General features: G+C 66.5%; 9 protein-coding genes. 3 read left to right on the top strand and 6 right to left on the bottom strand.

Translation table 11 applies throughout. The features are described 5' to 3' along the window. The first annotated feature begins 41 nt into the window (after nucleotides 1–41). The 3 genes from DU475_RS14105 (at nucleotide 42) to DU475_RS14095 (ending at nucleotide 3228) form a co-directional block, all read left to right on the top strand. Nucleotides 42–965, top strand: coding sequence for an ABC transporter substrate-binding protein (locus tag DU475_RS14105; protein WP_041808083.1), 924 nt, complete (start codon nucleotides 42–44; stop codon nucleotides 963–965). Between the two features lie 33 nt (nucleotides 966–998). Then, on the top strand, nucleotides 999–2636 hold the full coding sequence (locus tag DU475_RS14100) for a lysine--tRNA ligase (protein WP_013504494.1): 1638 nt from the start codon (nucleotides 999–1001) through the stop codon (nucleotides 2634–2636). A gap of 310 nt (nucleotides 2637–2946) precedes the next feature. After that, on the top strand, nucleotides 2947–3228 hold the full coding sequence (locus DU475_RS14095; RefSeq protein WP_047308025.1) for a superinfection immunity protein: 282 nt from the start codon (nucleotides 2947–2949) through the stop codon (nucleotides 3226–3228). Between the two features lie 37 nt (nucleotides 3229–3265). Here DU475_RS14095 and DU475_RS14090 read toward each other — a convergent pair whose 3' ends face one another. From DU475_RS14090 to DU475_RS14065, 6 genes are all read right to left on the bottom strand, one after another. Then, entirely contained in the window at nucleotides 3266–4165 is a 900-nt protein-coding gene (locus DU475_RS14090; RefSeq protein WP_164632475.1) for an efflux RND transporter periplasmic adaptor subunit, read from the bottom strand. 106 nt (nucleotides 4166–4271) lie between these two features. Next, nucleotides 4272–6092: an AsmA family protein gene (locus DU475_RS14085; protein ID WP_164632474.1), complete on the bottom strand. Its 1821-nt coding sequence runs from the start codon at nucleotides 6090–6092 to the stop codon at nucleotides 4272–4274. A 50-nt stretch (nucleotides 6093–6142) separates the two neighbouring features. Next, a complete protein-coding gene (locus DU475_RS14080; RefSeq protein ID WP_164632473.1) occupies nucleotides 6143–9286 on the bottom strand; it encodes an efflux RND transporter permease subunit in 3144 nt (1047 codons plus the stop codon). Beyond that, the gene (locus DU475_RS14075) at nucleotides 9286–10173 is read right to left on the bottom strand and encodes an efflux RND transporter periplasmic adaptor subunit (protein WP_164632472.1); all 888 of its coding nucleotides are present in this window, start codon (nucleotides 10171–10173) and stop codon (nucleotides 9286–9288) included. The genes DU475_RS14080 and DU475_RS14075 overlap by 1 nt, the downstream gene beginning before the upstream one ends. Before the next feature lie 159 nt (nucleotides 10174–10332). Beyond that, on the bottom strand, nucleotides 10333–10983 hold the full coding sequence (locus DU475_RS14070; protein ID WP_164632471.1) for an OmpA family protein: 651 nt from the start codon (nucleotides 10981–10983) through the stop codon (nucleotides 10333–10335). Nucleotides 10984–11103: 120 nt separating this feature from the next. Then, nucleotides 11104–12528, bottom strand: a complete 1425-nt coding sequence (locus tag DU475_RS14065; protein WP_164632470.1) for a caspase family protein — start codon at nucleotides 12526–12528, stop codon at nucleotides 11104–11106. Nucleotides 12529–12655: the final 127 nt, after the last annotated feature.

Below are 12655 nucleotides of genomic sequence, written 5' to 3'. Positions count from 1 at the left end.
GTCGGATGGTCTATAAGACCGCCGGTGCGGAACCCTTGATTATGCAACCACAGATTGTTTTTTTCGGCAATAGTCGACTCGCCGCATCGCGCACGCGCCTTGCGGCGCTGGCGTATGCCGTGACGATCGCGTTGCTGGCGCCGATGCCTGCGCGTGCCGCCCAGACCAGTCCGGAGGCGAAGGCGGTTGCCGACGCCACCGCCCATGCGGTGCCGGGGTTCTGGGATCCGCGCCGGCGGCCGGAGCGGCCGGACATGTCGCGCCTGACCATGATCCGGTTCCTCACCGAGGTCGACTACCCGCCGTTCAACTTCACCGGGGCCGACGGCAATCCGGCGGGGTTTAACGTCGATCTGGCGCGCGCGTTGTGCGAGGAGATCAAGGTCACCTGCACGGTGCAGATGCGCAAGTTCGAGACCCTGCTGGACGCGCTTTCCAGCAACCGCGGCGATGCAATCATCGCGTCGCTGGCGGTGACGCCGCAGACCCGAACCAAGCTGGATTTCACCGATCCGTATTATCGCACGCCGGCCCGGTTCGTCGCGCGCAAGGACGCGGTGATTCCGGAGATGCGCCCCGAATATCTCGAGGGTCGCAAGATCGGTGCGGTCGCGGGCTCGGCGCACGAAGCCTATCTGAAGGCGATGTTCACCGACGCCGAGCTGCATTCCTATCCGAATGCCGAGGCGCTGCGCGCGGCGCTGAAACGCGGCGAAGTCGACTTCATCTTCGGCGATGCGATTTCGCTGGCGTTCTGGATCAACGGCACCGATTCGGAGAATTGTTGCGCATTCGCCGGCGCGCCGTTTCTGGAAAGCCGCTATTTCGGCGAAGGCGTCGGCATCGCTGTGCGCAAGGGCAACGACACGTTGCGCCAGGCGCTGAATTGGGCGCTGTTCCGGGTTTGGGACAAGGGCCAGTACACCGATCTTTGGTTGCGGTATTTTTCCGTCAGCCCGTTTTGAAAGACCCGCCTTCAAAGGCGGCTGGAGACCCGAATGACCACGATCGACCTTCCGAGCGCTTCCGAGCTGCGCACCCTCGCCGAACAATCCAACGCCTGGCCGTTCGAGCAGGCGCGCGCGCTGGTGAACCGGCTGAAAAAGCATCCGAAGGACGAGGTGCTGTTCGAGACCGGCTACGGACCGTCGGGCCTGCCGCACATCGGCACCTTCGGCGAGGTCGCGCGCACCACGATGGTCCGCCACGCCTTCCGGGTGCTGACCGACGACAAGATCAAGACCAAGCTGCTGGCGTTCTCGGACGACATGGACGGTCTGCGCAAGGTGCCGGACAACGTGCCGAACAAGGAGCTGCTGGAGAAGAATCTCGGCAAGTCGCTGACCAGCGTGCCGGATCCGTTCGGCACCCACGATTCGTTCGGCGCCCACAACAATGCGCGGCTGCGCGCCTTTCTCGACACTTTCGGATTCGACTACGAATTCGCCTCGGCAACCGACTACTACAAGTCCGGCCGGTTCGACGCGACGCTGCTTAAGGTGCTGGAGCGGCTCGACAAGGTGATGGCGATCATGCTGCCGAGCCTGCGCGAGGAGCGCGCCGCCAGCTACTCGCCGTTCCTCCCCGTCTGCCCGCGCACCGGGATCGTGCTGCAGGTGCCGATCGTCGAGCATGATGTCAAGGCCGGCACGGTGTCGTACGACGATCCGGAAACCAGCGAGCGCGTCACCGTTCCGGTCACCGGCGGGCATTGCAAGCTGCAATGGAAGCCGGACTGGGCGATGCGCTGGACCGCGCTCGGCGTCGACTACGAAATGGCCGGCAAGGATCTGATCGACTCGGTCAAGCTCTCAGGCAAGATCGCCCAGGCGATCGGCGGCACGCCGCCGGAAGGCTTCAACTACGAGCTGTTCCTCGACGATAAGGGGCAGAAGATCTCGAAGTCGAAGGGCAACGGTCTGACGATCGAGGAGTGGTTGCGCTACGCCTCGCCGGAATCGCTGTCGCTGTTCATGTACCGCGAGCCGAAGGCGGCGAAGCGGCTGTATTTCGACGTGATCCCGCGCAATGTCGACGACTATCAGCAGTTCCTCGATGGCTACGCGCGGCAGGATCTGAAGCAGCGGCTCGCCAACCCAGTCTGGCACATCCATTCCGGCCAGCCGCCGAAGGCCGACATGCCGGTGACGTTCCAGCTTCTGCTGACGCTGGTATCGTCGTCCAATGCCGAGAACGCCGAGACGCTGTGGGGCTTCATCGGCCGCTACCGGCCGGGCGTCACCCCCGAAACGCATCCCAAGCTCGACGCGATGGTTGGTTACGCGATCAACTACTATCGCGACTTCGTCGCCCCGACCAAAGTGTTCCGCGATCCGACCGATCAGGAGCGCGCGGCGCTGCAGGACCTGCGCGATGCGCTGTCGCAACTGCCGGCGGACGCCACCGCCGAGGCGATCCAGGACGTCGTCTACGAGATCGGCCGCCGCGAGCCGTTCCTCGATCACAAGAAGGCCGCCAAGGACGGCAAGCCGGGCGTGTCGCTCGACTGGTTCAACATGCTGTACCAGGTGCTGCTCGGCCAGGAGAAGGGGCCGCGGTTCGGTTCGTTCGTGGCCGTCTACGGCGTCGGCAATGCGGTGGCGATGATCGACGGCGCGCTGGCGCGCAGCGCGTAGTTGCGCGTCGGTTAGGATGTATCGTTTCCAGGCGTCAGCGCGCTATTCACGATACTGATCGTCAGCGGCGCGCCGTTACCTATTATTGGCGCGGATCGCGCATGAACATTGCTTGCCGCGTTGAAATGACGCGGCCTTTCGCGTTGCACTCTTGATTTCAAACAAAGTTTGTTGCGCCGCGTCTTTCGCACAGTTCACGCAACGATAATCCCTCGTCGGGTCGCCGCTCGAACGGCGCCGTGAGTTTGCTCGTCAGCTCCAAAGGGAAAGACAGTGCCATTTCCCACATCAAGTCTCATGGAGGAAAGACATGTCCGGACTGGCTGGGCTGCCCTACGACGCCAATATGCAGGTGATCGTCTGGTCGATGTATCTGGTTGCCGCTGTGCTGTATTGCGCGCCGATGCTGATCGCGTTTGCGCGTAACGTCGAATACAAATGGGGACTGTATGCCGGCAATCTGTTGCTCGGCTGGACCGGGATCGGCTGGGCCTACGCGTTGTACTACGCGGTCTTCGCCGACAAGGAGGGGACGCATCGGGAGCGCCTGTCGCTGGCGCGGGTGGCTGGACCGCACAGCGCCCGCGGCTGATCGTCGGGGCGTCCGATCGCCGAGGGCGCTTCGGCTGCTATTTGGTCGAAGCGCCGGAGGTCAGGACCGGCCGCACCGCGTCGCCTTCGCGAAGCTGGGCGCCAGCACGCTCCACCACGATATCGCCTTCCTTCAGGCCGTCGCGGATCTCGACATTGCCACCCGCCATCAGCCCGATCTCGACCCGTCGGGTTTCGACGGTTTGACGCCGGACGACCTGCACGACGGTGCCGACAGGGTCGTAGATCACTGCGGTGAGCGGCACCGAAATGCCGCAGCTCTCACCGGTCTTGATGGCGGCACGGCCGGATGCGTTGGCGAGCAGACGCCTGTCCGAACCGATGCCGACGAACACGTTGCCGAGCTGGGTCTTCGGCTCCACCGTTGCGGAAACGCGGCGCACCTTGCCCTGCATCTCGTTGGCGTCGCCGACCACCTTGACGGTCGCGGCCTGTCCGGCCGCGAGGCGCGGCATGTCGCGGGTCGGCACCTGGCCGACCAGGTCGAACTCACCCCGGGTGACGATGGTGAACAGCGCTTCGCCCTTCGACGACGCCGGCGCACCGATCATGGCGGTCGACGCCGACACCAGCCCGGCGACCGGCGCCTGCACGGCGCTGCCGCCCTCCAGCCTGGCCAGTGTCTGGCCCTGGGTTACGGTCTCGCCGGCGTCTTTCAGGACGTCCGTGACCTTGGCGTTCGGCCGGTCCGGGCGCACCGAGACTTCGTCGCGCGGGATCAGGAAGCCGGAGACTTCGACGATGGCCGGAAAGCAGGCCTTGGCGGCCACCAGCACCGTCACGGCCTGGGCGCCGACCTCGCTCTGCTGAGCAACGGCCGGCTGCACCTGCCCGCAGGCCGCCGCCAGCATCAGGAGCGCTGTTGCGAAGCGCGGCCGTTGTCGGTCGTGCCGGGGCAGAGCGAGGCTCGCCGTCATTGTCGCTCCTCGTCCAGACCGCGAGCGCTCACGGGCACGGCGCGCCGATCCGATCCCCGTATTTCGATCCCCGTATGATGTATCTGCTGTCTGCTGCATCGGATCGTCACCGTCCGAACAATTGCTTGATGATCGCATTCGCGGCGGCGCCGGGGTCGTCGCCGTGAGGATCGGTTGCGTCTGCGGCGCCATGATTGGGTGGGCTGCTCCCGAGCAGACCGAACAGACCACTGCCGATCCGGCGCAGGCGCTGGTACGCGGCGTCCGGATCGTCGAGCATTCCGGCGATGTCGGGGAAGATTCGCGGCGCCGCCCAAGGCCCTTCGATCTTCACCGGGACACCGAAGCCGATCGGTTCCGCGCCCGGTCCGCCGGCGCCTCGCGTCAAGCTGTTCTGACCTGGGGCCGTCAGCACCAGTTTCGGTTCGGCCGCGAGTGCCAGCGTCTTGGCCGGCAGGTCGATGTTGCCCGCGCCGGTCATCCGCACCAGCGGTCCGGCGAACTGGAGGTCGGAGGTCACGGCCTGACCTTGCACGATCCGGAACGAAGCCGCGAACTCGCTCAGATCGGTGGCGTCGGTGGGAGCGGTCTGCCAGCCGTCCTGCGGGTGCGCGGTCAGGTTGCGGATCATGCGGGTGATGTCGATGCCGCGGATCGCGCCGTCGCGGAGTCCGATCGCGGCGCTGCCGTTCAGGCCGGATGCGATCGCGCGGGCGCTGCCGCCGCTGCTGCGCAGCGCCAGCTTCGCCTGCATCTTGCCGTCGAGCCGGTCGAAATCGGTCAGCCCGTCGAGCAGCGGTAGGGCCTGAACACCATCGATGTCGCATCGCAGATTGAACGACGGCTCCGTGTTGGATGCGTCGATCGTCAGCGTCCCGGTCGCTTCGCCGCCATAGGCGCCGAGACGGCTCGCCCGCACCGACAGCACGCCGCTGGCCAGCCCGGCGTCGGCGGACGCCGGCGCGATCCGCGCCGGGCCGATGTTCAGCTCGGCGGCGGACAGCCGGATCTCTGCATCGACGTAGTTCAAGCCGACGAAGTCGAGCGGCGCCTCGCTCCACGGTGCGCCCGGCGGGACGGAGCGGGTGATGGCGACGAGATCGAGACGCCGGAAATCTAGATCGAGCTTCACCCGCGGCTTGCCGGCAACGTCGACCGCCGCCCAGCCGTTGAATGGGGCGTCGCCGAGTTTGCCGCTGATGCCGTTGATCGACAGCGTGGCGTCGCGCAGCCTGGCCTCCGCTCTCGCTCTCAGCCGCGACGTCAGCAGCCCCGGTGCGTCGAGCGTGACGTCGACCAATATCGGCTGCCGCTCGTCGGATGGCGGCGTCGCGGTCAGTTCGAACGACAGCGGCGACCGGCCCAGCGCCGCCGAGCCGCTTGCGGTAATCGGACCTCTGGCGTCGTCGCGCTCGACGTCGGCCTGAATGCCGCCGATCCGTCGCTCGATGCGATCGGCGGCGCTGGTCATCACCACCGCGCCGTCCTGGATGACGATGCGTTCGATCTCGGCCAGCCCGGCGTCGGCCTTGCGCGCGGACGCAGGCGTGGCTGCCGCGTCGCCGCGCCGGCGCAGCAGCGGCAGGTGGAGCTCGGGACTGATCAGCGTCAGTTCGGTGATGCGCGGCGTCGCGGATACCAGGCTGGTCAGCGGCAATTCGGCGCGGACGGTGGCGATCTTCAGCCTCGGATCCGCTGGGCCGCCGTCCGGCGTTTCCGCGGTCACATCGTGCAGAGTGAGCGCCACTGCGGGGAACAGCCGCACCGTCCCGGTCCCGGCGATCGTGACCCGGTAGCCGGTGTCGCGCTCGATCCGACTCTGGATTGCTGTGGTCAGTGCACCGGCCGGAATCCCGATCGCGATCAGCAGCGCGGCCGCGACGACGAGCAGGGCCGCAATGGCGCCTGCGATCCTGATCGGCTTCATCTCGGCTCCTCACTCATGCGGCGAACCCATCTGGTCCTGCGGCCACAATGTCATTCGCGCCGGAATGACGGCTTGTCGGCGGGCGGCGTGGGCTCCGTACCGGCGGATGGTGCGGGCGCCGCCTCGGCCGCCTCGCGGGCGCTGCCGCTCAGCAGCTTCTTGCCCACGGCCCAGAAGCCACGGCCGACGTCGTCCATCATCATGAACACCGCCGGCACGAAGATCAGCGACAACACCGTGGAGAAAATCAGGCCGCCGATCACCGCCAGCGCCATCGGCGAGCGGAACTCGCCGCCGGCTCCGAACGCCAGCGCGCTCGGCGTCATGCCGGCCACCATCGCGATCGTGGTCATCACGATCGGGCGGGCGCGCTTCTGGCCGGCGTCGATGATCGCGGCGTCGCGGCTCTTGCCGTCACGCATCGCCTCCATGGCGAATTCGATCAGCATGATGGCATTCTTGGTGACGATGCCCATCAGCATCAGGATGCCGATCCAGACCGGCGTGGTGAGCTGCTTGCCGGCCAGCAGCAGCGCGGCGATCGCGCCGCCGATCGACAGCGGCAGCGAGAACAGGATGGTGATCGGCTGCAGAAAGGTGCCGAACAGCAGCACCAGCACCGCATACACCATCATCAGGCCGCCGCTGATCGCAGTGGCGAAGCCGTCCGACAGTTCGGCGAGGTTTTCGGCATCGCCCGAGGGGCTGACCTTCACGCCCTTCGGCAGCGACTTCATCACCGGCAGCTCGTTGATCTGCTTGGTGGCGTCGCCGAGCGCCGAATTGCCGACCAGATCGGCCGCCACCGTTGCCTGGCGCAGCCGGTCGTAACGATTGATGCTGGTCGGACCCTGATCGAATTTGACGTCGGCGACCACCGACAGCGGCACCGCGCCGCGACCGCCGTAGATCGGGACTTGAAGTTGTTCGAGGGTGGCGAGTTCGCCGCGCGCGGATTCTTCGAGTTGCACCCGGATCGGCACCAGGCGGTCGCCGGCGTCGAACTTGGCGAGCGCCGGGCCGACGTCGCCGATGGTGGCAACGCGAATGGTCTCGGACAGGCTCTCGGTCGAAACGCCGAGCCGGGCGGCGAGATCGGCGCGGGGCCGGATCCGCAGCTCCGGCCGGTCCAGCGCAGTCTCCGAAATGACGTTGGAGATCAGCGGAATCCGCTTCATCTGCGAAGCCAGCTCCTGGGCGACGTTGTCGACCACGGCGCTGTCGTTTCCGGTCACCACCAGCGCGATCGCCCGCAGGCCGTTCTCGTCGAGGAACCAGTAGCGAATGTCCGGCACCTGATCGAGCTGCTTGCTGATTTCATGCTCGAGCTCACGCTGGGTAATCGAGCGATCGCTCTTCGGGGTGTAGTTGATGATGAGCGAAGCGCGGCGGACTTCCTGCACGCCGGGCGGCACCCGGCCGCCGTCGACGAACACGCTTCGGACCTCGGGCCGTTCGCGCAGCAGCTTGACGATCGCCTCGGTGGTCTTCTCGGTGGTCCCGATCTGGGTGCCGGGCGGCAGTTGCATCGCCAGCACCGAGCGCGCGGTGTCCTGCGCCGGCAGGAAGCCCTGCGGCAGCAGCACAATGCTCCAGATCGAGGCGGCGAAGGTGCCGAGTCCGATCAGCACCGTGATGTAGTAGTGCTGCACCGACCAGGTGACGATGCTCGTATAGGTCCGGAGTATTTTGCCGGGCGGCTTTTCGACGTGCGGGTGGTCCTTGAGGAAATACGCCGCCAGCACCGGCGTGACGAACCGCGCCGCCAGTAGCGAGAAGAATACCTGCACCGAAACCGTGATGCCGAACTGCTTGAAGAACTGCCCGGCGATGCCGGACATGAAGCTGGCCGGCGCGAAGATCGCGATAATGGTCAGCGAGATCGCGATCACCGCGAGTCCGATCTCGTCGGCGGCTTCGATCGCCGCCTGATACGGCGACTTGCCCATCCGCATGTGGCGGACGATGTTTTCGATCTCGACGATGGCGTCGTCGACCAGGATGCCGGTCGACAGCGTGATGGCGAGGAAGCTGACCAGGTTCAGTGAGAACCCCAGCATGTCCATCGCCCAGAACGCCGGGAAGATCGATAGCGGCAGCGAGATCGCCGCGATCACGGTGGCGCGGAAATCACGCAGGAACAGGAACACCACGATCACGGCGAGGATCGCGCCCTCGAACAGGGTCGAGATCGCCGCCTCGTAATTGCCTTTGGTGTAGTCGACCGAAGTGTCGATCAGCTTCAATTCGACATCGGGATATTGCGCGGCCAGCGCATCGATCCGCTTCTGCACCGCTTCGGCCACCACCACGTCGCTGGCGCCCTTGGATCGCTTGATGCCGAGCGCCACCACCGGCTCGCCGTTGAAGCGCGCGAAGGTGCGCCGCGCCGCGATGGTGTCGGTGACGGTGCCGAGGTCGTCGAGCCGCACTTCGCCGCCGGCGTTCAGACTGATCATGGTGCCGGCGAGGTCGTTCAGCGCCCGGGCCCCGGCCAGCGTGCGGATCGCCTGATCGTTGTTGCCGATCTCCGCGCGGCCGCCGGCGAGATCGACATTGGTGCCGCGCAGCCGCCGCGAGACGTCGAGCGCGGTCAATCCCGCCGCTCTCAGCCGGTCGGGATCGAGCGATACCAGGATCTCGCGTTCGACGCCGCCGATCCGCTCGACCTGGGCGACGCCGCGCACGCCCTGCAGGGCACGTTTGACCACGTCGTCGACGAACCAGGAGAGCTGCTCCGGCGTCTTGCCGGGCGAGATCGCCGCATAGGTGACGATCGGCAGGCCGATCACGTCGACGCGCTGGATCAGCGGCTCGTTGATGTTCTGCGGCAGGTTGGCGCGGACCCGCGTCACCGCGTCCTTGACGTCGTTGAGCGCGCGGTCGGTGTTGGTTTCCAGCGCGAACTGAATCGTCGTCACCGACAACCCGTCGGTGATCGAGGAAGCGATGTGGCGGACGCCTTCGACGCCAGAGACGCCGTCCTCGATGGTCTTGGTGACCTGCGCTTCCAGTTCGGCCGGCGCCGCGCCGAACTGCGACACCGCCACCGAAATCACCGGGATGTCGGCGCTCGGTAGCCGCGTCACCGCCAGCTTGGTGAAGCTGATCCAGCCCAGCGCCAGCAGGATGATCGAGAACACGATCGAGGGCAGCGGGTGCCGGATCGACCAGGAGGAAACGTTGAGGCCCATCAGCGCGCTTTCGATCGCTCGGAATCGTCGGGGAATATCGGCTTGACGCGGTCGCCGTCCTGCAGCGAGGTGCCGGCGTCGGCCACCACGATTTCACCCTCGCGCACACCTTCGACGATCTCGATCGCGCTATCGGAAGTCAGCCCGACCTTGACCGAGCGGGTTTCGACGACGTTGTCCGTCACCACCTGTACGGTGGAATGGTCGATCGCCGACCGCGGGATCGCGACGCCGCAGCTCCGCCGCGCGTCGATGGTGATGCGGGCAAACATCCCGACCTTGAGCGCGGGCGACGCGGCGAGCGCGATCCGCACCTGACCGAACTGGGTCTTGCGGTCGATCTGCGGCGCGCCGAGCCGCACCGTGCCGGTGAGTTCGGTGCCGTCGTCGCGGCTGATCCGCGCCGCGGCACCGGGCCTGACCTTGAGGGCGTGAATGCTCGGCACTTCGGCGTCGATCTCGAGTTCATTGCCGACGGCGATCCGCAGCATCGGTCCGGCCAGCGGCGAGGCCGGCGCGCCGGCGGCGGTCCGCACCTCGGTGATCAGCCCGGCCGCCGGCGCCTTCAGCGTCCTGCTGCCGCCGGGTCCGCTGACGCGGATCAGATCCTGATTGTCGGTGACGATGTCGCCCTCGCGCACCAGCACGTCGGTGACGCGGCCGTCGCTGTCGGCGATCACCACCGCATCCCTGCGTGGCACCACGAAGCCGGTGACCCGGACCATGTCGGAGAAGCAGGCGTTGGCGGCTTTGGCCACCACGACCTGAACGCCTGCATTGGTCGCGGCCTGATCCGCGCGGACCATCGTGACCATGGTGCAGAGCAGCCCGGCGACGATCGCAGCGCGTGCCGGCAACAGGTTCGGGCGGGTCCACGCATCGATCATCTCTGTACTCGCCGAACTGTCGAATGCCTGACGTCAGCCGGTTCTCGCGCTCGCGCGCGCCGGGGGATTCTATACACCGCCCAATAGTGACAAAACAGCGAAGGCGTCCCGCGGAGCGGAACGCCTTCGAAGCATAGCCGGTATCGGTTGGAATGCCGATCATTTGGCAGAAGCGCTCTGGTCCGACATGTTGACCACCTGCACCCGGCGATTGACGCCGCTATCGGGGTGCGCCGGATCTTTCAGCCGGCTCTCGCCGTAACCGACGGTGACGAGGTCGGCGCCCGCAATGCCGTACTTTTCGACCAGTACCCGCTTGATGGTATCGGCGCGGCGTTCCGACAGCTCCTGATTGAAGCCTTCGCCACCGACGCTGTCGGTATGGCCGGCGACCACGAAGGTCGCTCCTTTGAGATCGGGACTGGACAGCGCCTTGCCGAGCGCTTCGACTGCCGGTGCCGCCTGACGGCTGATATTGGCGGAGTTGTATTCGAAGGTGATTTCGAGGTCGATATTCGGCTTGTCCTTGGTGATCTCGGCGATCTGGGTACGTTCAGCGGACGACAGTGACCGGGTCGGCCGGTTGCGCAGGCCATCGACGAACTTGGCCTGAATTGGGTCGGGGCTCGTGGCGGCCGGCTGTGCGGCCGACAGGCCGCGGGTCAGCGGCTTGTTCGGCGTCAGCGCCCGCACGATCTGGTCGGATGTGACCTCACCGGCCGATGCGGCGACGAACGGGAGGACTGCGCTGAGGCCGAGGATGAGGGCGCCGAGCATGGCGCGGTGTTGGGCTGCGGGCATCCAGGTCATCGTTCGTTCTCCTGCGATTGGGCGACCGCTTTGCTGGCGAAGGATCGGCATCGCCTCGTCGTTCTGATCGTCGCGCCATCGCGGCGGCAGGTTCAACGCGGCGCGGCGTGACCGTCGCGCCTATTGCACGCCGTAGCCGGCGAACTCCTTGCCGATGTTCGGATCGAGCTTTCTGGCGGTGGTCAGGTCGATCTCGCCCTCGGAGCCCAGCCCGATCCGTTTGCGCGCCAGTCCGCGGCCGTACAGCGACGAAGTCAGCCGCGGATTGATCTTGAGCGCGGCGTCGAAGTCGGCGATCGCCGCCTGGTCGCGGCCGCTCTTCAGGTGCAGCAGACCGCGGCTGTCGAGCGCATCGACGAAATTGGGGCGGAGCTGTAGCGCCTGGTCGCAGTCAGGCAGCGCGGACTCCAGTTCGCCGATGACGGTGCGAACCCAGCAGCGATTGTTGTAGGCTTCGACGTCCTTGGCGTTCAGGCGGATCGCTTCGTCGAAGTCCTTGATCGCGGTCCGATACGCGCCCTTGCTGGCATAGACCTGACCGCGCCGGTAATACGCATTGCCGTCGGACGGCTTGTCCGCAATCTGAGCGCTCAGCGATTTCACCGTGGGATCGCCGGCGAGCGCCAGCGCCAGTCTGTCGTCGTCGCGGCCACCCGCCGGCTTCGCTGCCGCGGCCTCCGGTGGCTTGGTTTCGGGCGGCGCTGTCGCCGGTTTTGCGATCTCCGCAGGAGCGGCGGCGGCTGGTTTCGCCGGCCCGGGAGCAGCGATCGGCTTGTCCGCCTCGGCCCCGGGGACGAAGACGAAGTCCTCGGCCAGAGAGGATGAGATCCACGGTACCTGCTCGCCGCCCGAGGCACGGGTGACGGCGGTCCGGGTGCGATTGAGTGCCTCCTCGGCGGATATGCCGGGTGCGCGGATCTCGTCGCGCAAAGCATCGGCGAATGGGCTGCGCGTGCGCGTATTATCTGTGACGACGGCGCTCAATGCGGCGGCGTACATCACCAGCGAGCCGTTCGGCGCGATCACCGGTGCGAGGCCGGCGGAGAAACTGCGAAAGCGTCGCTCGAACGGATTGCGGCGCGAAGCGTCGACCAGGGCAATCTTGACCGATGCGCCACGACTGTTCAGCTCATTGAGAACGGTCTCGAGCGCGATGCCGTCTCGCCTGACGTCAGGCTCGGTCCAGATCTGCGCATCGACCGGGATCAGGTAGCTCTGCCGCCCCGACTGGATGCCGAAGCCGCTGAAGAACACCAGCGCGGCTGCGCCTGGTTTGGTCCGCTGATACAGCCGGTCGAACGCGCGGCGCATCGCATCGCCGCTCAGGTCCTCGCCGAGTTCTGCATCGAAGCCGGCGCGCTTCAGGTCGTCGGCGAGTTCGCGGGCATCGCTGACCGCCTGACTGAGCGGCTTGTCGGCATCGGGATATTTACTGTTGCCGATCACCAGCGCGACCCGTGGCGCCGACCTATCTGCGGCATGGGAATGCGGCGCCGCGACGATCGCGGCGAGCATGAGCACGAGCAAGCCGAGACGGACCTTCATGCGATGCCGGACCTGCAGAGGCGGGGCCCTGGAGCTGGGCCGATCAACTCAGACTTTGTGCACCGCATCTCACCCCGCCGTCGTCGTACCTGTCAATCGCCGCCTGCTGCGGCGCCTACGTGGCAGC

The organism is Rhodopseudomonas sp. WA056 (assembly GCF_010906995.1).
In the GTDB taxonomy this organism is placed as follows: domain Bacteria; phylum Pseudomonadota; class Alphaproteobacteria; order Rhizobiales; family Xanthobacteraceae; genus Rhodopseudomonas; species Rhodopseudomonas palustris_G.
The sequence above is the reverse complement of the archived record's forward strand: the minus strand, read 5'-3'. Positions and strand labels throughout refer to the sequence as shown.